The organism is Cellulomonas sp. McL0606 (assembly GCF_058248365.1).
Genome location: NZ_CM177779.1, coordinates 3,953,461 through 3,975,828, shown reverse-complemented (window position 1 = coordinate 3,975,828; position 22,368 = coordinate 3,953,461). Strand labels below are relative to the sequence as shown.

The window sequence follows — 22,368 nt, the reverse complement described above, 5'->3', positions numbered from 1 at the left end:
CGGCCCCATGAAGGCCGTCGTGTACGACCGCACAGGACCCTCCTCCGTCCTGACGGTGGTCGAGCGCTCACCACGGGAGCCCGGTGCCGACGAGGTCCGGGTGCGGGTCGCCGTCTCGGGCGTGAACCCGACCGACTGGAAGGGCCGCCGGGGTCGCGGGGACGGCGCGCGTCTCGACGACGCCAAGGTCCCGAACCAGGACGGCGCCGGGGTCGTGGACGCGGTCGGCGCGAACGTCTCGACGCTGCGGCCCGGGGACCGGGTCTGGCTGTGGGACGTCGCCTGGCAGAGCGTCGAGGGCACCGCCCAGGAGCTGGTGACGCTGCCGGCCACGCACGTCGTGGCGCTGCCGGCGTCGGAGAAGCTCGACACCGGGGCCTCGCTCGGCATCCCCGCGCTCACCGCCCACGAGGCGCTCACCGCCGCCGCCGCGGGTCCGTCGCGGCTGGCCCCGGGAGCGCTCGACGGCCGGTGGGTCCTGGTCACCGGGGGAGCGGGCGCGGTGGGGCACGCGGCGATCCAGCTCGCGGCCTGGGCCGGCGCGCAGGTGGTCACCACCGTCAGCTCGTCGGAGAAGGCCGACCTGGCCCGCGCGGCGGGCGCGCACCATGTCGTGAACTACCGCACGCAGGATGTGGCGTCGGCCGTGCGCGCGCTCGTGCCGGGCGGCGTGGACGTCGTGGTGGACGTGGACGTCGCACGCAACGCGTCCTCTGTCGTGGGCGCCGTGGCCGCGAACGGCACGATCGCCGCGTACGCCACGGCGGACCTCGACGTCGTGACGCTGCCGGTCATGCCGCTGATGGCCAAGAACGTCGCGGTGGTCTTCGTCCTGACCTACACCGTGTCCGACGACCGCAAGCGGGACGCGGTCCTCGGCGTCTCGGGCGCCCTGGCCGACGGTGCGCTGCGGGTCGGTGCCGAGCACGGGCTGCCGATCACCCGGTTCGCGCTGGGCGAGACCGCGGCCGCGCACGACGCGGTCGAGGCGGGCACCGTGGGCAAGGTGCTCATCGACGTCGCCGGTTGAGTCCTGTCGGGCTGGGGGGTCCGACGTCAGGTGGCGAGGGTCTCGCTCGCTCTGGCCCACTGCTGGCGGATGACGGCGACCGTAGCCTCGGGCTGTTCGAGGGGAGCCAGGTAGGCGGCTCCATCGATGACGACGGCAGTTCCGTGGGCGACGACCTGGGCGGCGGCGTGCGCCTGATCGGCCGTCCAACCGTGGTGCTCGGCGCCGGCGACGAAGGCCGTGGGTGTCGACAGGCGCCGCAGATATGGCGACAGGTCGGGGCGGCGCATCGAGATGGACACGATGGCGTTGCGCAGCCCGACCGGCTCTGCCTGTGTCAGACAGTCGGCAACGATGCCGACCGCCTCCGGGTCGGTCGCGCGGGTCTGCGCAGAGAGCAGCGTTCCGATGACCGCACCGCGCACGACGGCGCGCATCCCGATCAACCGGTGCAGGCCGAGCAGCGCCGAGGTCCGCACTCGTTCGACCCGGCTCAAGGCCTGGACGGGGGCGCCGATGGTGACCAGGGATCGGCACCGTGCGGGCCAGCGGACCGCGAAGATGACGCCGACATGCCCACCCCACGCGTTCCCCACCCAGTCGACCGGCTCGTCGATGCCGAGCGTGTCGAGCACGGCTGCCGCGGCACCAGCGCAGTCCTCGAGCGTGTACGGCCTTCCCGGGTCTCCGCTGGCGCCGTGACCCGGACCGTCGATCAGCACCAGCCGCCGGGGGCCTGCTCCTGCTGGGAGGCAGGCTCGCCGACCGCTTCGGCCACCGCCGGCTCTTCCTGGCCGGCACGGCAGGCTTCGTCGGCGCCTCGATGCTGGCGGGGCTCGCCACCTCCGGCGCGATGCTCCTGGGCGCCCGCGCGCGGAGGGGGCGTCGGCCGCACTGCTCGCCCCCGCCTCGCTGGCGCTGGTGACCCAGCTGTTCAGCACCGCACGGGACCGGTCGAAGGCGCTCGGGGTGTGGGGTGCGGTTGCCGGGATCGGGAGCGCCGCAGGCATCCCGCTGGGCGGCGTGCTCACCGGCTCGCTGGGCTGGGAAGCGGTCTTCTTCGTGAACGCGCCCGTCGGCGTCGCCGTGCTGGTCGCCCTGCCCTTCCTGGTCAACCGGGACCGGCGGGCCGCTGCCGGAAAGCTCGACGTCCCCGGCGCCACGCTGATCACCAGCGGGCTCGTCGCTCTCGTCGCCGCCCTGTCCGCCGGGCAGCAACTGGGCTTCGCCAGCCCGCTGACCCTCGGGCTCGTGGCGGCGGCGCTCGGCCTGCTGGCGGGGTTCGTCCTCGTCGAGAAGCGCTCGGACTCACCGCTCGTGCCGTTCGAGGTGTTCGAGGACCGGTCGCTGACCGTCGGGAACGTCGTGATCTTCCTGGTCGGTGCGGCCACGACGGCACTCTTCTCCGCTCTGTCGGTCTACATGCAGTCCGTGCTGGGGTACGACGCCCTCACCGCCGGGCTCAGCCAGCTCCCGCTGGCCGGGGTGCTCGTGGTCGTGGCCGGCGTCGTGCCGGGCGTCGTCGGCCGGTTCGACCTGCGCCGGACCCTCGTCGGCTCGCTGGTGATGCTCGCCGCCGGGCTCGTCTGGTTCGCGGCTGCGAGGTCGACGCCACCCTGCTCGTCGACCTCCTCGGCCCGTCGGTGCTCGTCGGTGCCGGGCTCGGCGGAGCGTTCATCACGGGAACCCAGCTCGCGCTGCACGGCTCCACGGACGGGGAGTCGGGGCTGGCCGGAGGTCTGGTGAACACGAGCCAGCAGATCGGCGGAGCGCTGGGGATCGCGGTCCTGTCGACGCTCGCCGCGACCCGGACGTCGTCCCTCGTGGATGCCGGCACCGCTGTCCCGCAGGCGCTGACCTCAGGGTTCGCGGCGGTGTTCGTCGGTGCGGGCGCCCTTGCCGTGGTCGGGGCTCTCGTCGCGGCGAGGTTCGCCCCGCGAGGCTGACACCGGCGCAAGACGGAAGCGGCCTCGCCACCGGCTGGGGCCGCTTCCTGTGCTCAGCCGCCGCGGTTGGGGGGCTCGAAGTGCACGCCGTCGTGGCCTGCGGTCTCCTCGGCGCGGATCACGTGGACGACCGCGTTGATCAGCGCCAGGTGCGTGAACGCCTGCGGGAAGTTGCCCAGGTGCCGGCCGGATCGCGGGTCGATCTCCTCCGCATACAGGTTGAGGGTGCTGGCGTAGGAGAGCAGGCGCTCGCAGAGGGCGCGGCCCCGTTCGAGCTCGCCGATCTCGACCAGGGCGGACACCAGCCAGAACGAGCAGATGGTGAAGGCGCCCTCCTCGCCGGACAGCCCGTCGTCGGTCTCCTCGACGCGGTAGCGCAGCACCAGACCGTCGGTGGTGAGCTCGTCGGCGATGGCCAGGACCGTGGCGCGGACTCGCGGGTCGTCGGCCGGCAGGAACCGCAGCAGCGGGACGAGCAGGAGCGATGCGTCCAGCGCGCCGGATCCGTACCGCTGCACGAAGACCCCCCGCTCGTCGACGCCGTTGGCGCAGATGTCGGAGTGGATCTCGGCCGCCAGCTTGCTCCACTGCTCCGCGAAGTCCATCTCGTCGTGCATGCGGGCCAGCCGGGCGCCGCGGTCCAGCGCCACCCAGCACGTGAGCTGCTCGAGACGAAGTGCTGGGGTTCGCCGCGGACCTCCCAGATGCCGCGGTCGGGCTCGTGCCAGTGCTTGATCGCGGCCTCGACCTGACGCTTGAGCACGGGCCAGAGCGACTCGGGCAGCTGCTCGCGCGAGCGGGTGTGCAGGTAGACGGAGTCGAGCACCGCGCCCCAGACGTCGTGCTGCTGCTGGTCGTAGGCGGCGTTCCCGATGCGCACAGGCTGGGCACCCTCGTAACCGGACAGGTGGCCCAGCTCGAACTCCTCGAAGCTCTCCTCGCCGCCCACCCCGTACATGATCTGCAGGTCCTTGTTGTCGCGGCAGACGTCGTGGATGAACGCGAAGAAGTCGTTGGCCTCGCGGTCCAGGCCGAGCGTGTACAGGCCCCAGAGCGCGAACGTGCTGTCGCGGATCCAGGCGTAGCGGTAGTCCCAGTTGCGCTCGCCGCCGGGGGTCTCGGGCAGCGACGTCGTGGCCGCCGCCAGCAGTGCGCCCGTCGGCGCGTACGTCAGGCCCTTGAGCGTGAGGGCGCTGCGCTGCAGATAGGTGCGCCAGGGGTGGTCCGGGAAGACGCCCTGCGTGATCCACTCGCGCCAGAACTCCTGCGTCCGCCACAGCTGGTCGGCGGCGGCCTCCCACGTGGTCGGCGCCGGCAGCGGCGACCAGGACAGGGCGATGAACGCCTTGTCCCCGTTGACCATGCGCGTGCGCGCCGACGCCGTCCGGCCGTCGATGCCGAGTCGCAGGCTGCTGGTCAGACGAAGCGTCGGGCCGCTGTCCGACTCCGCGTGGATGGCGTTGTAGCCCGCGTCGTCATACTCCCAGCGCGTCTCGGCGCGGCCGTAGTCGGGGGACGGGTCGCACTCGACCTGGAGGTCGACCGTGCCGCTGATGCAGGTGACGGTGCGCAGCAGGATGTGCTCGGCGTCGTCGTCGGTGGGCGTCCGGCGGTGGGTGGCGGAGCGCTCGTCCTGGTTGTGCCACGGACCCATCACCATCGCGTCGCGCACCACGAGCCAGCCGGTCGGCGTCTGCCAGGTCGTCTCCAGCACCAGGGTGCCGGGCAGGTAACGGCGTGCCGACGGCACCCGGGTGCCGTGCGGACCCACGCGGAACGACCCGGCTCCACGGTCGAGGATGCTCGCGAAGACGCTCGGTGAGTCGGGCCGCGGGACGCACATCCACTCGACCGCGCCCGCGGGCGAGATGAGGCAGTTGGACTCGCAGTCGGAGAGGAACGCGTAGCTCGCGATCGGCGGGAACGGCGTGCGGTGCGTCTCGGGCTGGGTGTCGATGACCGGGGTCATCACCTCAGCGTGGTCCTGTCGAGCGGCGTTGTCAGTAGAGATGGCAAAGTCGTCACATGCCGGTAACGATCCGACCCTTCCACGCGTCCGACCTGGCCGCGCTCTACCGCGTCTGCCTCCTGACCGGCGACGCCAGCGCCGACGCCACGGACCTGTATCGGAACCCCGACCTGCTCGGACACCTCTACGCGGGCCCGTACCCGATCGCGGACCCCGGGCTGACGTTCGTCGTCGTCGACGATCTCGGTGTGGGGGGCTACGTCGTCGCGACCGCGGACTCCTACCGGTTCGAGCGATGGCTCGACACCTCGTGGTTCCCGGTCCTGCGCGCGCAGCACCCCCTCGTCGGCGACCCGCGCAACGGCACCCGGGACCGCGAGCTGATCCGCCAGATCCACGAGTTCGTCCCCGCCGACAAGGCGGTCTTCCACACGCATCCCGCGCACATGCACATCGACCTGCTGCCGCGGCTGCAGCGCCGTGGCCTCGGCCGCCGGCTGATCGAGACGTTGGGCGACGCCCTGCGCGATCGCGGCGTCCCCGGTCTGCACCTCGGCGTCGACGCCCGCAACGAGGGCGGGATCGCGTTCTACGACCGCATCGGGTTCCAGGACGCCGGTCCCAGCGGCGGCGCGCGGCTGCTCACCCTCGATCTGTAGCGACCGTCGACGGAACACGACCGGAGCGACTGAAGACCGCAGCGGCCGCAGGCTCCAGCGTGTCGCGAATGTCCGGAGTTACGGTCGTCACGATGTCGTTGACGCATGACGTGTGACGGGTGCATCCTGACCCCGACGTCGCAGGGCCGCGCGTCAGGAGGGTGAGGCGCGGCCCTGCGCCCTCAGCCCGAGGTCGCGGTGTCAGATGAGGTGCGTCCGAGGGGATGGCCGCCGACAACCCGTGCGCGGTAGCGACGGCCGGAGCAAACGTGGCGTGGGTGTCGGCCGACGGCGCATCGGTCTCGCTGACCGATGCCGCGAGGGCGGCCGTCGCGACGACAGTGGGTCGAACTCGTCGGGAGCCCCGAGCGGGTCAGTCGCGGAAGTATCCCGAGACGTCGACGACGAGGTCCGTCGGGGCGACGTGGCTGTAGAACGTGACGGCGCCGTCGTCCCCGATCCGGACCACCGCGAGGTTGGCCTCGTTGCGGCCGGTCACCAGGTTGAGGTTGGACACGAGCGGCATGGCCCCCGTGGATGCCGGGAAGGCCCGCACATGGGTGTCGGAGCGAGGGTTGGCGCCGGTGAGGTTGAGCACGGCTGCCGTCGCGTCGTCCGGGATGAGCTGGCCGCCCACGCGCGCTCCGGCGACCCGGGCGGTGGCGGGGGCACCGGGGTCGCTGTGGGTGAGACCCAGGTGCGACCGGGTGTCGATCAGGCGCCCCGGCGCGAGGGCGACGTACCCGTTGGCGCCCGTGGCGGTGTAGTAGCCGGCCACGTCGGCCACCAGCTGGGCCTGCGCCGCGTAGAGCCACAGGCGCACCCGGCCGCCTTCGCCGATGGCGACGGTGACCAGGTTCGCCTGGTCGCGGCCGGGGTAGAGGTTCAGGTTGGAGATGACCGGCGGCGTCTGGTCCTCGACGGCGCCGGGAGTGGGGAAGACGCGGACGTGCGTCTTGCCGCTGACCGCGGTCCCGGTCACGTTGAGCACGATCGCCGTGGCGTCGCTGGGCACGCTCGTGCCGGGGCCCGCCACCACGAGATCGATCCATCGGCCGCCGGTCAGCGGTGCCTTGGGCGCGCCCATGCCGAGCCGGGTGTCCAGGACCCGCGCCGGCACGAGCGGTTGGTAGGCGGCGGCACCGCCAGCGCTGTAGTAGCCGGCGACGTCCGCGATGACGTCGGCAGGCGCGAACGCGGAGGCCACGTCGATCGTCCGGTCCGCACTGATGCGAACCGTGACGAGGTTGGGCTGGTCGATCCCGGTGACGAAGTTGACGTTCGACACCAGCGGCGGCGGATCGCTACCGGTGGGCGTCGGGTACACCGACAGGTAGCCGTTGCCCCGAGGATTCACCGCGGTCAGGTTCAGCACGATGGCACTGGCGTCCGCAGGCAGACCCGAGAGGTCCAGGGTCGCGGGCTCGCCCGGGACCAGCGGTCCGCCGGCGCCCGGCAGGCGCGTGTCGATGATCCGCTCGGGTGGCAGCGGGGTGAACCGGTCCCCGTCGACCCCTACGGTGAACCAGGCTGCGCACGGTCGCGTCCTGCACCGTCCCGCCGGGGCCGGGGATCGAGGCCACGAGCATCTCGTACTGGTGACCGGCGACGAGGTCGGCGGCGGGGGTGACGCTCAAGGACGTACGGCCCGCGTCCACGGTCGGCGCCGCCAGAGCGACGTCGGCGCCCGTGGTCCCGTCCACCAGTCGGACGGTGCCGGCGACGACGGCGTCGACGGGTAGCGCCTGCTCGAGCGCGACGGTCAGGGTGGGGCGGACCGCGACGCCCGTGCTTCGTGGAGCGGGCGAGAGGTCCTTGACCCAGCCGGCCGGGTGCGGCTCGGCCAGCGTGTTGCTGTGCAACGTGTACAGCCACCCGGCGGCCATGACGGCTTCGTCGTAGCCGTCGCCGTCAAGGTCGGCCATCTGCAGCCCGTCCACCGGGTACCAGCTGAGGTACGAGATCGACGTGCTCTGGACCGGCGCGCCGAGCGTCCCGTCGGGTTGCTGCAGCAGGGTCGACACCGCATCCCAGCCGTTGTTCGCGGTGACCACGTCGAGGCGTCCGTCGTGGTCGACGTCGTCGAGCGCCAGCGCGCCCGGCAGCTGCCATGCGTAGACAGCGACCGCGGGAGCGAAGCCGCCCGCGGCCAGCTGCGCGCTCACGTACACGTTGAAGAGGTTCGTGCGGACGACGTCGACGAGGCCGTCTCCTGTCACGTCGCCGACCTTGACAGCCCCGGACCACGAGTTGGCGGCGCCCCCCGGTGCGTCGGCGCTCACGGTGAGCGCGACCAGCGGTCCGAACGAGTGGTCGGGCTGCTGCAGGAAGTAGCCGGCCGTGCCGACGATGTCGAGGCGGCCGTCGCCGTTCACGTCGGCCAGGGTGGAGCCGACGACGACCGCGCCCGTCGGCGTCGCCGGACCGAGCGTGTGGGCCGGGGTGCCGAAGTAGATGGTCGCGACACTCGCGGAGGAGTCGGCCAGCAGATCCGTCCGGCCGTCGCCGTCGATGTCGCCCGCCACGACCTGCAACCCGCCGCTCGCGATCGGCAGGGTCGCGCCTGCGGTGAGCTGACCGCCGCTCTGCACGAACAGCTGCACCCCCACCGACGTCGTCACGGCGACGTCCTGGTCGCCGTCGCCGTCGAGGTCCGCCACCGCGACGTCACCGTCGGCGGTCACGCCGCCCGGCACCGGCAGGATCGTCGGGTCCCCGAGCACGCCCGAGGGTGTATCGGGGACGATCTGGAGGTCGACGCCGTGCACGGCCACCACGTCCGGACGCCCGTCCCCGGTCACGTCACCGACCGCCAGGGCTTGGTACGCCTGCGCGGACGGGTGCCGCGTGCCGGTGAACGACGGCATGGTCGTGGGCCCCACGCTCAGCACGTACGTCCGATCGTGCTGAGCCGTCCCGTTGGCGTTCCGGACCGCGACGAACAGCTGGTGCCCGCCCACGGGCATCGGGACCGTCACGGACTCGGCGGATCCTCCGGGCTGCAGGTTCCCGGAGGACAGGACGTGTCCGGTGTCGTCGCGGACCTCGAGGGTGAGATCGAGCGGATCAGGCACCTGGTACAGGTTCGCGTCGTGGACGTAGACCGTGTACCAGCCGGCGGTCGGCGCCGTGTAGCGATACCAGTCGACGTCTCCCTCGGGCGAGATCGTGCCGTCGGCCTCCGTGCCGTCGGTGACCTGGGCCCGGGCGCGCGTGTCGTCGGACGTGCCGGCATCGCCGGGCGCCTCGTCGAGGGCGATGCCGGTGGCGGCGGGCACGGGGTCGCCGACCGTGACGGCCGCCGCGGCGTCGACGACGCCCGCGCCGTAGTACGGGTCGACGCCTCGCGGCCCGGCGTCCCGTGCGGTGGACTCGAGCCGCTGCTCGACCTGTGCCGGCGTCAACGCACCGGCGTGCGAGCGGACCAGGGCCGCGACGCCGCTGACGATCGCGGCGGAGAACGACGTGCCGGTGCCCGAGACGAAGGACCCGGCGCTGGTGCCGGGGCCGATGATCTGGTCGCCCGGGGCGGCGAGGCTGACCGAGTCGCCCCAGCTCGACGACGGCAGGAGCGCCCCGTCCTCGTCGGTCGACGAGACGCTGACGAACCCGGCCACCTGGGGCGCGTACGCCGCCGGGTACACGGCGCTCTCGGTCCCGTCGTTGCCCGCCGCGGCGACCACGACGACGCCTGCTGCGACCGCGGCCTCGATCGCCTGCAGCAGCACGGGCGCCGGGTCGGGGCCGCCGAGTGAGAGGCTCACCACCCGTGCGCCATGAGTGACCGCCCACGCGATGCCGGCGGCGATCGTCGAGTCGTCGCCCTCGCCGTTCTGGTCGAGCACCCGGACGGGGAGGATCTTGGCGCCGTAGGCGGTGCCGACCGAACCGGCCTGGTTGTCGGCCTTGGCGGCGATGATGCCGGCGACGAGCGTGCCGTGGCCCTCGGGGTCCGCAGGGTCCGCGTCGCCGTCGACCAGGTCGGTGCCGGTGAGCACCTGACCGGCCAGGTCGTCGTTCGCGGCGGTGACGCCGGTGTCCAGCACGGCCACCACGGTCCCTGCGCCGGTCGCGGAGTCCCAGGCCCGGGGCAGGCGCAGCGTGTCCAGGTACGGCCACGCCCACTCGATGTCGGGGTCGTCGGTCCAGGCGAGCGCGGTGCGCCTGTGGTCCAGCTGCACGTCCGCCACCTGCGGGTCCTGACGGAGCCGCGCGACGACGGCGGCCGGCGACTCGTCCCCCACGGCCACCTTGACGTAGGAGGTGCCGGGGACGGCGTCGGGCCCGGACACCCCGGCGGCGGAGAGCGTGGAGCGCTGCTGCGCGCCGGACGTCCGAGCGGCGAACTTCACAAGCACGTGGTCGGCGGGGGCTGCCTCGGTGGCCTTCGGCTGGGGCAGCGTCTCGAGCGGACCGCGATCGTGCGGCCGCGGTCGGTCGGTCGGGTCGTGGGGATCGCTCGGCGCTGCTGTGACCGGTGCGGGGACCGGCCGCGCAGCCAGTGCCGGGGGACCCTGGACGACCATTCCGGCGGTCACGACGGCGATCGAGGCGGCGGCGGCCGCGAGCCGGGCGAGCGTCCTCACGTGTGCCCTTCACGCTCGGGTGAACCCGCGAGACCTGGGTCGGCGCCACCGGGGATCCACAGCGTAGCGGCGCAGGCGTCGAGGTTCGGGCCCCGAACGGGTGAACCGTCGGGCCACGAAACAGTCGGAGCGGGTGACGAGAATCGAACTCGCGCTATCAGCTTGGGGAAGCTGAAGTTCTGCCACTGAACTACACCCGCGTGGCCGGTCGTGCATCGGCCGGGACAGCATACCCGGAGCCATCGGGTGAGGCGAAAGCCGTCCCGTCCTGTCCGGATGCCGCCGTTTCCGGGCCTCACGCGGACCGGTGCGTCAGGCGACCTCGACGCCGTTCGAGACGGTCACGTCCACCCGGACGGTCGAGCCGGCCGGGGCGTAGGGGACCAGGTGCCCGTCGAGCGGGACGCCGTCGACGCTGACTCCCACCACCGGGCCGGTGGTCACGTGGATCTCGTAGGTCGCCCGGCGTGCCACGCGAGTGACGGTGAAGGACGGGACCTCCGAGCCGATCTGGGGGTCGACGATCAGCCCGTCGTAGTCGGGCCGGACGCCGAGCAGGTGCTGGGACACCGCGACGAAGTTCCAGGCCGCCGTGCCGGTCAGCCACGAGTTCTTCGCCTCGCCGTGCCGGACGGCCTCCTTGCCGGCGATCATCTGCGCGTACACGTACGGCTCGGTGCGGTGCACGTCGGAGATGTCCTCGCGGTACGCCGGGGTGATCCGCTTGTAGTGGTCGAACGCGCGGTCGCCGCGGCCGACCATCGTCTCGGCGATGATGACCCACGGGTTGTTGTGGCAGAAGATGCCGCCGTTCTCCTTGTAGCCGGGCGGGTAGGTCGACACCTCGCCCAGCTCCACGCGGTAGGTCGTGTACGCGGGGCTCTGCAGGACCATGCCGTGGGGCGTGGCCAGGTGCTCCTCGACGGAGTCGAGCGCCCGCAGCGCCCGGCCGTCCTCGACACCGATCCCGGCCATGATCGCGAAGCCCTGCGGCTCGATCCAGATGCGGCCCTCGGTGTCCGCGGCGGTGCCGACGGGGTTGCCGTAGTAGTCGTAGGCCCGCAGGAACCAGTCGCCGTCCCAGCCGTGGTCGAGGGTGGCCTGACGGACCTCGTCGACGACCTTGCGCGCCTGCGAGGCCACCTCGGTCAGGCCCCGCCGGTCGGCCAGGGCCGCGTACTCGGCGCCATAGAGCACGAACTGGGCGGCGATGAACACCGACTCCGCGACGCCGCCGGCCTGGTTCTCGGTGGTCTGGAAGGACTCGCCGGGGGTGGTCGAGAAGCAGTTGAGGTTCAGGCAGTCGTTCCAGTCGGCCCGGCCGATGAGCGGCAGGCCGTGCGGGCCGCGGTGGTTGACGGTGAACTCGAACGACCTGGTCAGGTGCTCGAACAGGGTCACCTCGGAGCCCTGGAGATTGTCGAACGGGACGAGCTCGTCGAGGAGCGAGTCGTCGCCCGTCTCCTTGACGTAGGCCGCGACGCCGGCGATCAGCCACAGCGGGTCGTCGTTGAACCCGGAGCCGATGTCGTCGTTCCCGCGCTTGGTGAGCGGCTGGTACTGGTGGTACGCGGAGCCGTCCGGGAACTGGGTGGCCGCGATGTCGAGGATGCGCTCGCGGGCCCGCTCCGGGACGAGGTGCACGAAGCCGAGCAGGTCCTGGTTGGAGTCACGGAAGCCCATGCCGCGGCCGATCCCGGTCTCGAAGAACGACGCCGAGCGGGACATGTTGAACGTGACCATGCACTGGTACTGGTTCCAGACGTTGACCATCCGGTCCAGCTTCTCGTCGCTGCTGGTGACGGAGTACGTGCTGAGCAGCTTGCGCCAGTGGTCCTTCAGCGCGACGAAGGCGTCGTCGGTCTGCTCGGTCGTCGCGAAGCGTCCGAGCAGGGCGTGCGCCCGCTCCTTGTTGATCACCTGGTGCTCGTCGTCGGCCCACTTGTCCTCGTTCTCGACGTAGCCGAGGACGTAGGTGAGCGTCCGGGACTCGCCGGGCTCCAGCACCACGTCGACCTGGTGCGAGCCGATCGGGTACCAGCCGGACGCGACCGAGTTCGCCGATCTTCCGGCGCGCGGGACCGCCGCCTCGCCCAGGCCGTTGTAGGCGCCGACGAACGTGTCGCGGTCGGTGTCGAAACCGCTGGCGCGGGTGTTCACGCCGAACACGGCGTAGTGGTCGCGGCGCTCGCGGTACTCGGTGGTGTGGAAGATCGCCGACCCGAACGGGCCCTCCTGCTCGACCACCACCTCGCCGATCGACAGGTTGCGCTGGTAGTTGGTCTGGTCGTCCTGCGCGTTCCAGAGGCAGAACTCGACGAAGGAGAAGAGCTGGACCTGCTTGGGGGCCGACGACGTGTTGGTGACCGTGACCCGCTGGATCTCGGCGGTCTCGCCGAGCGGGACGAACAGCAGGGTCTCGACCGACAGGCCGCCGCGCTCGCCGGTGATCCGCGTGTAGCCGAGGCCATGGGCCGCCTCGAAATGGTCCAGGTCCGCCTTGACCGGCAGCCACGACGGCGTCCAGACGTCTCCGCCGTCGTTCACGTACAGATACCGGCCGCCCGCGTCGGCGGGGATGTTGTTGTAGCGGTACCGCGTGAGGCGCCGCATCTTGGCGTCGCGGTAGAACGAGTAGCCCCCGGCCTGGTGCGAGACCAGCGAGAAGAACTGCTCGGAGCCGAGATAGTTGATCCACGGGTACGGCGTGTGGGGCGTGGTGATGACGTACTCACGTGCGTCGTCGTCGAAGTGGCCGTACCGCATGGACGTGTTCCCTTGGTGCTCGGCTGGCGTGCCCTGCCGGCCGCGTCATCGCGGTGAGCCCGACAGGGCGCTGTCAGCAATCGTGTGCGGGAGCGCTCCCATGCATCTCCCGGCCGCGAGCATAACCGCTTCGACGCCGGCACGGAACGGTCGCGAGCAACGGCCTTCGCGACGACCAACGAGCGCCCACCGTCGACGAACACCGGGCGAGCTTCGGGCGACCGCCGTTTGTACCGCGCCAGAAACGGGCGCCGTCCGGTCGGCGGGTTCGGTCGTCGGGGACGTCGCGTCCCGGCGCGACGACGGCGGTCCCGAGCAGTGGCTCAGGCGGCCGGCCGCCGAGGAGCCAGGCCGGGGACGACGACCGCCGCGACCGCCACGTGCATCAGGGCGAGCCAGAGCACTGCCGCCCCGGACCCTGCGCCCAGGGGGCCCAGGAGCGACACCACCAGGACGGCTCCGCAGACCACGAACCAGCCGGTGCGGCGTTGCCGGAAGAACAGCGAACGCACGCCCCAGGCGGCCAGCGCGGCGAGGACCGAGACGATCGCGACGGCGGCCGGGCCGATGTCGACGGGCGGGTCGCCGGCGGCGAGCGCGACGCCGGCGACCGGGTCGGCCAGGACCCAGACGACGAGAGCAGCGAGCAGGGCTGCGACGACGACCGACCAGACGGGGACGCGTCGGGCGGTGACGGTGGGGACGGCGATGGCGGTCATGGCGTGCTCCGGTTGGTGAGGGTTGGTGAGGACCCTGGAAACCTCCCGCCGCCATGGCCTCCGACGCCTCGGGCGGACGGCTGGCGACGACGGGCCCATCGACGCCCCGACCCCCGACTTCGGTAGGTATCGCGACGTCCGACCCGTTCCTACGCTCGCCCCATGTCCACCGACGACTGCGACACCCGCCCCTCCTACGACCTGACGAGCCCCTGGTACAACCAGGCCGGTTCGGGCTGGCTCGCGCTGTTCGCGTTGTTCAGCCTGGGAAGCGTCTGGGCGGCCTGGAACGACGACGCCAACCCCCTGCCGAGATGGTCGCTCTTCGTGATCTGGGCCGCGTCGTTCGGCGCCCTGGTGCTGGTCAGGAGCCGACCCATGCTGTCGGGTGCGCTCCTGGCCGTGCTCACGGCGATCAGTGCCGTCGCCGGTCCCGCGTCGGCGTCGGTGGTGTTCGTGACGGCCCGCTGGTACCGGTTGGCGACCGCGCTCTGGGTGGCCGGATTCGTGGTCGTCGGCACCGGTCTGCGGGCGCTGTGGTGGCCGGACGGCGTCGGCATCGCGGTGCGGTGGTGGCTGATCGGTGACGTCGCGGTCCATGCCGCGCTGCTCGGCTGGGGCGCGCTCTGGCGGACGCGGGCGGGGCTGATGTGGTCGCTGCGCGAGCGCGCGCGGCGCGCCGAGCGGGACCAGGAGCACCGCGTCGCAGAGGCGCGGACTGCCGAGCGGACGCGGATCGCCCGCGAGATGCACGACACGCTGGCTCATCGCCTCACGCTCGTCGCGACGACCGCCGGGGCGCTCGAGTACCGCACGGACCTGTCCCCGCAGCAGGTCGCGACGGCGGCCGCGGTGGTGCGCTCGAACGCGAGCGAGGCGCTCGAGGAGCTGCGCACCGTGATCGGCGTCCTGCGCACGAGCCCCGACGAGCTGCGCCCGACGCCCGGCCTCGCGGATGTCCCGAGGCTGGTAGACGAGACCCGCACGGCCGGTGTCGACGTGACGCTGGACGCCGCGGACCTCGACCTGCCGACCGCCCTCGACCTGGCCGTCTACCGCACGTGCCAGGAGGGGCTGACCAACGCGCGCCGGCACGCGCCGGGTTCCGCGGTCACGGTGCAGGTGGTCGCCGAGGACGGCGTCCGTGTCCTCGTCGTGAACACCGCCGGAGGCAAGGGGGACAGCAACGGGACCGGCACCGGTCTGATCGGGCTGACCGAGCGCGTCGAGCTGCTCGGCGGCCGGGTGCACGCGGGACCTGCGGGCGACGGGTTCCGCCTCGAGGCGTGGATACCGTGGGAGTCATGACCAAGGTTCTCGTCGTCGACGACGACGCGCTCGTGCGCGCGGGGCTGACGCTCATGCTCGACGGCGCGCGGGGGATCTCGGTGGTCGCCCAGGCCGCCGACGGGTCCGAGGTGCCGGCGCTGCTCGACGCGCACCCCGTCGACGTGGTGCTGATGGACCTGCGGATGCCGGGGACGGACGGGATCGCGGCGACGCACGCGGTCCGACGCCGGACGGACGCACCCGCGGTCGTCGTCCTCACCACGTTCGACACGGCCGACGAGGTCGAGGCCGCGATGCGGGCCGGTGCGAGCGGCTACCTGCTCAAGGACACCGAGCCGGCGCGCATCGTCGACGCTGTGCTCGCGGCCGCGCGGGGGGAGCCCGTGCTCAGCCCGCGGGTGGCCCGGCGTCTCATGGACACGAGCGCGCGCACGGGGGACAGCCGCCTCGCCGCGAGGGAGCAGCTGGACCGGCTGACCGAGCGCGAGCGCGACGTCGTGGTGGCGATCGGTCGGGGCGCGAGCAACGCCGACATCGGCCGCGAGCTGTACCTGTCCGTGGCCACCGTGAAGAGCCACGTGTCGAGCGTGCTGCTCAAGCTCGGGCTGGAGAACCGGACCCAGGTGGCCCTGCTGGCGCATGACGCCGATCAAGCCTGACGCACTACCGTGGCCCCGTGCTGCTCTCCGACCGTGACATCAGGGCCGGCTCGAGTCGGGCCGCGTGGCCCTCGAGCCCTACGACGCCTCCATGCTCCAGCCGTCGAGCATCGACGTGCGTCTGGACAAGTTCTTCCGGCTGTTCGACAACCACAAGTACCCGTTCATCGACCCGTCGCAGGACCAGCCCGACCTCACGCACCTGGTCGAGGTCGATCCCGGCGAGTCGTTCGTGCTGCACCCCGGCGAGTTCGTCCTGGGGTCCACGTACGAGGCCGTGACGCTTCCCGACGACATCGCCGCCCGGCTCGAGGGCAAGTCGTCGCTGGGTCGCCTCGGCCTGCTGACGCACTCGACCGCGGGGTTCATCGACCCCGGGTTCACCGGGCACGTGACGCTCGAGCTGTCCAACGTGGCGACGCTGCCGATCCTGCTCTGGCCGGGCATGAAGATCGGCCAGATGTGCTTCTTCCGGCTGTCGTCGGCGTCCGAGCACCCCTACGGCTCGTCGCAGTACGGCTCGCGGTACCAGGGTCAGCGCGGTCCGACGGCCTCGCGGTCCTGGCAGAACTTCCACCGCTCGGACGTCTGATGGCCGCACCGCGCCTCCCCGCGTCGAAGGAACCGCGGCACCTCCTCGTCCTCCCCGAGGACGTGGGGGACGACGAGGTCGAGGTGCTCGCGGTCAGCCGGTTCCCGCAGGCGCGCTGGGAGCAGAACGACGTGCCGGCGCCGCGGGGGATCATGGGCCCGATGACCGCCGCGCTGGGCATGCGCACGGTCAGCGCGAACATGACGCCTGCCCGCACGTTGCGGGTCGCGCGCCTGTCGACGCTCACCGGCCCCTACGCGGTGGAGGCGCCGGACGCTGTCGGTCTGGGGCTGCCGTCGTGGTCGACCTACGCGTACGTCGTCGCCGCCCCCCGGGAGCGCGGCGACAAGCCCTATCCCGGCGGCGATCGAGACGGTCTCAAGCGCGCGTTCCCCGACGGCATGCCCGTGCGCGAGGAGGAGCGGGTCCTGCAGTGGCTCGTGGCCGTGGCGCGCAGGCTCGGCGGTGCGGTCCGGATCGCCGACAACGGGATCGTGCTGGTGCCCGACGTCGACGGCGCGATCGACCTGACCGTCTACTCGGACCGCTGGCTGGAGCCGCACGAGGCGCTCGCCGTGGTGCAGCAGGTCCACCCGCGCGCCCGGCTCGGCGAGGGCACGGGCACGTGGGACGGGCCGCTGCCCGGTGCCGGCCGGGACGCCGGCATCCGTCCCGCGTGGGTGACCGAGGTGGGCGGTGCGGGCCTGCACGACGCGTTGGAGTCGTACGGCGTCGCCGACCCCGCCGAGCGCCAGCGCCTCCAGGACGAGGCCTCCGCCTACGACGAGCTGATGATGGCCGCGCCGCCCCCGGCGGAGGCGTTCGGGGTGCTCGTCGACCTGCAGCACGACGGCATCCTGTCCGTGGAGGCGGCCGCCGAGACCGAGTCTCCCGCCGCTGCTGCGCGGGCTGCCGTGGACCTCGCGCGGGGTGGTCGCGTACCGCGTGCACTGGGAGCCGCAGTTCGTCGAGGAGCTCGAGGCCGAGCGTCCGTCGTTCGAGCACCGCGTCGCCCGGAGCCGGGCCGCCCCACAGGTCCAGGCGCTCGCCCGCGCCATCCACGGCGCGACGGGCGGCGAGATCGCCGACGAGGCCGACTTCCTGGTCGACCCGGAGGACGTGTGAGACGGCCGGCTCGTCGCGACGAACGCACTGCGGTCGGTAGTTTCGGATCATGGTCGTGAGCGCTGAGCAGTTCGTGGGGGCCGTGGACCGGTGGTGGGACATGACCTTCCCGCCGGGCAGCGACAAGCCCGAGTACGACGAGTTCAAGTCGGACCTGGTGCTCGCGGACCTGTGGGTGGCCGACATGGTGCTGCCGTTCGTGCGGCACGGCGTGGTGCGACCCGACCCGATCGGCATCCCGGACAAGCTCGAGGCCCTCGACCGGCGGGCCGTCGACCTGCGTCTGGAAGCGGTGAAGGAGTCCGACCGCCTGCTCACCGAGTGGTACGTCGAGTACGCCACGACGCTGCGGGACGTCTACGCGCTGTACCTGGATCGCCTGACGATCGTGTGAGTGCGTGAGGTGACTAGGTGAGGTCGTCGTGGTCGCCGCGGACCCAGGCGACGTGCCGGTCGGCGGACGCACGTACGACCGCCCGGGCGTCCCGGTCGACGACGTTGGCGAAGTTGCCGTACAGCCGGTCGAAGGCGAACCGTTCGACGTGGCTGGTGACCCGTTCGACCACCGCCGCGGACAGCGGGATGTGGTTGGGGAAGCTTCCGCATGAACGCGACGGACCGGCGGTCGGGGTTGGCGAAGATCGTGTCCCCCGACAGCAGCACGCCGCGCCCGTCCGCGCCCGCCGCCCAGTGCAGCACGGCGCTGCCGGGGAAGTGTCCGCCGGGCTGGCTGAGCGTGACCCCGGGGAGCAGCTCCGTGCTCGTCGGACCAGGTGCCGACGACCGGGTCGGGCCGGCCCAGCCAGTGCACGTCGGACGCGGCAACGAGGACCGGAGGGTTCCCCAGCCGACGGCTCCACTCGACCTGCACGCCGTACATGTGCGGATGGCTCGCGACGACGGCGACCACGGTCCCGAGCCGCCGGACCGCCTCGACGACGGGCTCGTCGACGAAGCCGATCGGGTCCCACAGGACGTTCCCGTCGGGCGTGCAGACCAGCTTGGACTGCTGACCGATGCCCGCGTTCGGCGTGCTGGTGATCGCGTAGAGGTCGCGCTCGAGGGGTTCCAGGTGCGCCTCGTAGCCCTCCGCCTCCAGCTCGTCGAGCGTCGCCCACGCCTGGCCCGCGGCGGGGACCCACTGGCGTTCGTCGGCGCAGATCTGGCAGACGTCGGTCTTTTCGGCGTGCTCGACGCCGCACGTCCGGCAGATCCAGAAGGTCACGGCTCGATGGTGGCCGAGCGGTCGACCACGAGCAAGCGGTACAGGTCCCGGAGCAGCGCGATCTCGGCGCCGTGGTGCAGCAGCTCCTGGTTGACCCACCAGACGACGTCGACGAACGGGTCCTCCGGGTCGCTGCCCTGGGGGAAGGTGCTGTATCCGACCGTGTCCAGGTCGTCGTCGGTCACGCGCTCCAGCACGTCGCGCCATGCGGCCGTCGCCGCGCGCAGGGCGTCGACCGCCGGGGCGGCGGTCGCCTGCGGCTCGACCGCCTCGGGCGTCAGCGCGTGGGTGCCGACGCTGTGGTCGGCGCGCAGCGCGAGGCCCTCGGTGAGGTGGCTGAGCCGCCAGGCGATCGTCGTGAACGGCGGCGGGCTCGGGCGCGGCCACCCGCCGTCGCGACCCCACTCACCACCGCCGGCCAGCACCGCGGCGCCGGGGCCGGGGCCGTCGGCGCGCGGGCGGACCGTCCAGCAGCCCGGCCCGGGCTCCCACAGGTACTCGTCGTCCGTGAGCGGTGGGACCGGCACCTCGTCGTCGTCGCCGCTGTTCATGGTCGGGCCCGCGAGCCGGGCAAGCAGGCGGTCGGCGGTCTGGTCGAACTGCGCGCGGAACGGGTCGGTGCGAGGTCCCATCGGACCAGTCTCGCTACCCCAGGCCGAGCGCGCCCAGCGTGGCCGACGACAGGGGGACGGTGTTCGTGCCCACCGGGACCGCCGTGCCGTCGCGGACCGCGTAGAAGCCCTGCGCACTGTTCACCAGGGCGCCGTCGGCGAGCAGGAAGACGTACTCGTCGCCGACGACGAGAGCGCTGGCAGGTGACGACGCACGCGTGTCGTAGGTGAACGAGGTGGCCGACGAGCCCTTCGCGACGGCGGTGACGTCGATCGTGCCGGTCCCGTCAGCCGCCGCGGTCAGCGTGCCGCGCACGATCGTGTCGGAGGCGTCCTCCAGGGCCGCGGTCGACGTGTAGAACGGGAAGTCGAGCACGCGGTCGAGGTCCGGCGAGGCCATGCGCGGGGCGATCGCGATCATGGTGATCACCGCCAGCACGACCACGACGAGCCCGACCCGGACCGGCGTGCTCAGCCGCTTGCGCCGTCGTGGCGCCTTCTCCAGGCTCGCGGCCGCCCGCGGGACCAGGACGCGCAGCTCGTCCCAGGCGCGCGGGTTCAGCGGTGCGTCGACCTCGGGCAGCGGGTTCGGTTCGCCGGGCACGCGGCGGGCGGCGTTGAGGTGCCGGACGACGGCGGTGCGCGACTCGCCGGTCACCGTGGCGATCTCGGTGATGCTCAGCTTGTCCCAGAACCGCATCCGCAGCACACGCCGGTCGATCCCGAGATCGGCCGCCGGCAGCAGGCTGTCGGCCGCGCCGACCAGCCAGCCCAGGGTGACCGGTACGCCGTCCCGCGCGGCCCGCCAGGCCAGCTGGAAGACGCCCTGGGCGACGTCCGCGGGGTCGGTGGCGCCGCGGCGCGCGGCGTAGCGGACGATGCGGCCGTGGGTGTCGGCGTACAGGATCGCGAAGGCGTCCTCGACGCGAGGATCGACGCTCACGCGGGCTTGACCACGCACCACTCGTTGCCCTCGAGGTCCAGCAGGACCTGGAAGGACCCGGCGGTGTCCGCGTGCAGGTCGCCGACGCGCGTGGCACCGAGAGCCTCGGCCTCGGACGTGGCCGCGGCGATGTCCGACACCTCCACGTCCAGGTGCACGCGGTTCTTCACGGCCTTGCCCTCGGGCACCCGCTGGAACGCGACGCGCGTCCAGCCGGGCGGGTCGAGGTACCACCAGTCCTCGTCGCGACCCGCGGCCTCCCCACCCAGCACCTGCGCCCAGAACGCGGCCAGCGCGGCCGGGTCGGCGCAGTCGAAGACCACCTCGTCGATGCGTCCGATCATGCGGCGACGGTACCGGGCCGCTCCGAGGCGGCGAACTGCGTCCGGTACAGCTCCGCGTAGACCCCGCCGCGCGCGAGCAGCTCGGTGTGCGTGCCCTGGTCGATCACGCGCCCCTTCTCCAGGACGACGATCGAGTCGGCCTGCCGGACGGTGGACAGCCGGTGCGCGATGACGATGCTCGTGCGGCCGGACAACGCCTCGTCGAGAGCAGCCTGCACGGCCGCCTCCGACTCCGAGTCGAGGTGCGCGGTGGCCTCGTCGAGGATCACCACGTCCGGGGCCTTGAGGAGCATCCGCGCGATGGCGAGGCGCTGGCGCTCGCCGCCGGACAGGCGGTAGCCGCGGTCGCCGACCACGGTGTGGATGCCGTCGGGCAGGGTGGCGACGAGTTCCGCGATGTGCGCCTGGCGCAGCGCGATCTCGATGTCCGCGTCGGTGGCCTCCGGCCGGGCGTAGCGCAGGTTCTCCGCGATCGTGTCGTGGAAGAGGTGCGCCTCCTGGCTGACGACGCCGACCGTGGCGCGCAGCGAGGCCTGCGTGACGTCGCGCAGGTCCTGGCCCGCGATGCGGACCGCCCCGGAAGCTCGGGTCGTACATGCGCGTGACCAGCTGCGACAGCGTCGTCTTGCCCGCGCCCGAGTGGCCGACCAGCGCGACCATGTTGCCGGCAGGCACCTCGAAGCCGACGTCGGTGAGCGTCTCGCCGTGCACCTCGCGGGCCAGGGTCGCTACGGACTCCAGGGAGGCCAGCGAGACCTCGTCGGCGCTCGGGTAGCGGAAGGAGACGTGGTCGAGCGTGACGGATGCGCCCCGGCCGGCCACGGCCTGCTGCAGGTCGGTCGCGTCCGGCTTCTCGGCCACTGTCGGCTCCAGGTCCAGCACCTCGAGCACCCGCTCGAAGCTCACCAGGGCGGTCATCACGTCGACCTGCACGTTCGACATCGACGTGAGCGGTCCGTACAGGCGCCCGAGGTAGGCGGTGAGCGCGACGACCACGCCGACGGTGAGCGTGCCGTGGATGGCCATGACGCCGCCGATGCCGTAGACGGTCGCCACGGCGACCGACGCCAGCGTGGTCAGGCCGACACGGAACCACGTCGAGTACAGCGCGCGCGTGACGCCGATGTCGCGGACGCGGCGGACCTGCTCGCCGTACATGGCGGACTCCCGGGCGGGGTCGCCGAAGATCTTGACCAGGTGCGCGCCGGCCACGTTGAACCGCTCGTTCATGATCTGCGCGGCCTCGGCGTTGAGCTGGTGCTCTCGCGCGTGACCTTCGAGATCTTCTTGCCGAAGAACCGCGCGGGCAGGACGAACGCCGGCAGCAGGATCAGGGACAGCAGGGTCAGCTTCCAGGACATGCTGAACATGGCCGCGAGGACGAACACGATGGTCAGCGCGTTGCTGACGACGTTCTGCAGCGTGCTGGTGAACGCCTGCTGTGCGCCGAGCACGTCGCCGTTGAGGCGCTGCACGAGCGCCCCGGTCTTGGCGCGGCTGAAGAACGCGAGCGGCATCTTCTGCACGTGGTCGAAGACGGCGGTGCGCAGGTCGAGGATCAGGCCCTCGCCCACCTGCGACGACACCCAGCGGTCGGCGACGGACAGCCCGGCGCCCAGCAGTGCGAGGCCCGCGACGGCGGCGGCGATGGCGATGACGACCTCGGTGTCGCCGGCCGTGATGCCGTTGTCGATGAGGTTCTTGAACAGCAGGGGCGTGACCGCGCCGATGGCGGCCTCGAGGCCGATGAGGACGAGGAAGACCGCGAGCCTGCCGCGGTACGGGCGCGCGAACTGCAGGATCCGTCGGCGGGTCTCCTTGGTAGCTTTGTGCTCGCGGACCTCGCGGTCCTTGAAGAAGCCACGCATCGTCGGGGCGCCGCGCCCGGTCTGGGGCATCGTCATGCGCCCACCTCCTGTGGTTGC

General features: G+C 72.3%; 18 protein-coding genes, 1 tRNA gene and 5 pseudogenes. 10 read left to right on the top strand and 14 right to left on the bottom strand.

The window, feature by feature from the left end; all coding sequences use genetic code 11:
• Positions 1 to 7: 7 nt before the first annotated feature.
• Entirely contained in the window at positions 8 to 1,030 is a 1,023-nt protein-coding gene (locus tag AC38ZX_RS20365) for an NADPH:quinone reductase (protein WP_491295697.1), read from the top strand.
• 26 nt (positions 1,031 to 1,056) lie between these two features.
• Here AC38ZX_RS20365 and AC38ZX_RS20360 read toward each other — a convergent pair whose 3' ends face one another.
• On the bottom strand, positions 1,057 to 1,731 hold the full coding sequence (locus AC38ZX_RS20360) for an alpha/beta fold hydrolase (protein ID WP_491295696.1): 675 nt from the start codon (positions 1,729 to 1,731) through the stop codon (positions 1,057 to 1,059).
• Positions 1,732 to 1,930: 199 nt separating this feature from the next.
• Between AC38ZX_RS20360 and AC38ZX_RS20355 the strand changes: the two genes are divergently transcribed.
• Positions 1,931 to 2,755 (top strand): MFS transporter, encoded by an 825-nt coding sequence (locus tag AC38ZX_RS20355; protein WP_491295695.1) that lies wholly within the window; start codon positions 1,931 to 1,933, stop codon positions 2,753 to 2,755.
• Positions 2,752 to 2,955: a hypothetical protein gene (locus AC38ZX_RS20350; RefSeq protein WP_491295693.1), complete on the top strand. Its 204-nt coding sequence runs from the start codon at positions 2,752 to 2,754 to the stop codon at positions 2,953 to 2,955. Before AC38ZX_RS20355 ends, AC38ZX_RS20350 begins: the two co-directional genes overlap by 4 nt.
• A 53-nt stretch (positions 2,956 to 3,008) precedes the next feature.
• On the opposite strand, the gene AC38ZX_RS20345 is transcribed toward AC38ZX_RS20350, so the two are convergent.
• Together AC38ZX_RS20345 and AC38ZX_RS20340 are read right to left on the bottom strand one after the other, a co-directional pair.
• Positions 3,009 to 3,605 carry a glycoside hydrolase family 15 protein gene (locus AC38ZX_RS20345; protein ID WP_491295692.1) on the bottom strand — a complete coding sequence of 199 codons (597 nt, stop codon included), beginning with the start codon at positions 3,603 to 3,605 and terminating at the stop codon, positions 3,009 to 3,011.
• 74 nt (positions 3,606 to 3,679) lie between these two features.
• Positions 3,680 to 4,108 (bottom strand): annotated as a pseudogene (locus tag AC38ZX_RS20340) (glycoside hydrolase family 15 protein); the annotation flags it as partial.
• Positions 4,109 to 4,196: 88 nt separating this feature from the next.
• Between AC38ZX_RS20340 and AC38ZX_RS20335 the strand changes: the two are divergent.
• The gene (locus tag AC38ZX_RS20335) at positions 4,197 to 4,421 is read left to right on the top strand and encodes a hypothetical protein (protein WP_491295691.1); all 225 of its coding nucleotides are present in this window, start codon (positions 4,197 to 4,199) and stop codon (positions 4,419 to 4,421) included.
• 287 nt (positions 4,422 to 4,708) lie between these two features.
• Here AC38ZX_RS20335 and AC38ZX_RS20330 read toward each other — a convergent pair.
• A pseudogene (locus tag AC38ZX_RS20330) lies at positions 4,709 to 4,924 on the bottom strand (trehalase-like domain-containing protein); the annotation flags it as partial.
• Positions 4,925 to 4,980: 56 nt separating this feature from the next.
• On the opposite strand from AC38ZX_RS20330, the gene AC38ZX_RS20325 reads away from it, so the two are divergent.
• Positions 4,981 to 5,583, top strand: coding sequence for a GNAT family N-acetyltransferase (locus AC38ZX_RS20325; RefSeq protein ID WP_491295690.1), 603 nt, complete (start codon positions 4,981 to 4,983; stop codon positions 5,581 to 5,583).
• 373 nt (positions 5,584 to 5,956) lie between these two features.
• Here the strand turns inward: AC38ZX_RS20325 and AC38ZX_RS20320 are convergent, their stop codons facing one another.
• From AC38ZX_RS20320 to AC38ZX_RS20300, 5 genes are all read right to left on the bottom strand, one after another.
• Positions 5,957 to 6,958 carry a hypothetical protein gene (locus AC38ZX_RS20320; RefSeq protein ID WP_491295689.1) on the bottom strand — a complete coding sequence of 334 codons (1,002 nt, stop codon included), beginning with the start codon at positions 6,956 to 6,958 and terminating at the stop codon, positions 5,957 to 5,959.
• A complete protein-coding gene (locus tag AC38ZX_RS20315) occupies positions 6,888 to 10,169 on the bottom strand; it encodes a S8 family serine peptidase (protein WP_491295688.1) in 3,282 nt (1,093 codons plus the stop codon). The genes AC38ZX_RS20320 and AC38ZX_RS20315 overlap by 71 nt, the downstream gene beginning before the upstream one ends.
• Before the next feature lie 128 nt (positions 10,170 to 10,297).
• Positions 10,298 to 10,369: transfer RNA gene (locus tag AC38ZX_RS20310), tRNA-Gly, on the bottom strand.
• A gap of 112 nt (positions 10,370 to 10,481) precedes the next feature.
• Complete coding sequence (locus tag AC38ZX_RS20305; RefSeq protein ID WP_491295687.1) at positions 10,482 to 12,935, bottom strand: glycoside hydrolase family 94 protein; 2,454 nt, start codon at positions 12,933 to 12,935, stop codon at positions 10,482 to 10,484.
• 323 nt (positions 12,936 to 13,258) lie between these two features.
• A complete protein-coding gene (locus tag AC38ZX_RS20300; protein WP_491295686.1) occupies positions 13,259 to 13,654 on the bottom strand; it encodes a DUF6069 family protein in 396 nt (131 codons plus the stop codon).
• Positions 13,655 to 13,816: 162 nt separating this feature from the next.
• Between AC38ZX_RS20300 and AC38ZX_RS20295 the strand changes: the two genes are divergently transcribed.
• From AC38ZX_RS20295 to AC38ZX_RS20275, 5 genes and pseudogenes are all read left to right on the top strand, one after another.
• Positions 13,817 to 14,962 (top strand): sensor histidine kinase, encoded by a 1,146-nt coding sequence (locus tag AC38ZX_RS20295; protein ID WP_491295684.1) that lies wholly within the window; start codon positions 13,817 to 13,819, stop codon positions 14,960 to 14,962.
• Positions 14,959 to 15,603, top strand: coding sequence for a response regulator (locus AC38ZX_RS20290; protein ID WP_426593577.1), 645 nt, complete (start codon positions 14,959 to 14,961; stop codon positions 15,601 to 15,603). The genes AC38ZX_RS20295 and AC38ZX_RS20290 overlap by 4 nt, the downstream gene beginning before the upstream one ends.
• Positions 15,604 to 15,620: 17 nt before the next feature.
• Positions 15,621 to 16,195: pseudogene (gene dcd, locus AC38ZX_RS20285) on the top strand (dCTP deaminase).
• Entirely contained in the window at positions 16,195 to 17,379 is a 1,185-nt protein-coding gene (locus tag AC38ZX_RS20280; protein ID WP_491295683.1) for a hypothetical protein, read from the top strand. Before dcd ends, AC38ZX_RS20280 begins: the two are co-directional and overlap by 1 nt.
• Positions 17,370 to 17,714, top strand: coding sequence for a hypothetical protein (locus AC38ZX_RS20275; RefSeq protein ID WP_491295682.1), 345 nt, complete (start codon positions 17,370 to 17,372; stop codon positions 17,712 to 17,714). The genes AC38ZX_RS20280 and AC38ZX_RS20275 overlap by 10 nt, the downstream gene beginning before the upstream one ends.
• 13 nt (positions 17,715 to 17,727) lie before the next feature.
• On the opposite strand, the pseudogene AC38ZX_RS20270 reads toward AC38ZX_RS20275, so the two are convergent.
• The 5 genes and pseudogenes from AC38ZX_RS20270 to AC38ZX_RS20250 form a co-directional block, all read right to left on the bottom strand.
• Positions 17,728 to 18,545, bottom strand: a pseudogene (locus tag AC38ZX_RS20270) (MBL fold metallo-hydrolase).
• Positions 18,542 to 19,177 (bottom strand): DinB family protein, encoded by a 636-nt coding sequence (locus AC38ZX_RS20265; protein WP_491295680.1) that lies wholly within the window; start codon positions 19,175 to 19,177, stop codon positions 18,542 to 18,544. Before AC38ZX_RS20265 ends, AC38ZX_RS20270 begins: the two are co-directional and overlap by 4 nt.
• 13 nt (positions 19,178 to 19,190) lie before the next feature.
• Complete coding sequence (locus AC38ZX_RS20260) at positions 19,191 to 20,099, bottom strand: RNA polymerase sigma factor (protein ID WP_491295679.1); 909 nt, start codon at positions 20,097 to 20,099, stop codon at positions 19,191 to 19,193.
• A complete protein-coding gene (locus AC38ZX_RS20255; RefSeq protein WP_426593570.1) occupies positions 20,096 to 20,443 on the bottom strand; it encodes a VOC family protein in 348 nt (115 codons plus the stop codon). Before AC38ZX_RS20255 ends, AC38ZX_RS20260 begins: the two co-directional genes overlap by 4 nt.
• Positions 20,440 to 22,347 (bottom strand): annotated as a pseudogene (locus AC38ZX_RS20250) (ABC transporter ATP-binding protein). Before AC38ZX_RS20250 ends, AC38ZX_RS20255 begins: the two are co-directional and overlap by 4 nt.
• Positions 22,348 to 22,368: the final 21 nt, after the last annotated feature.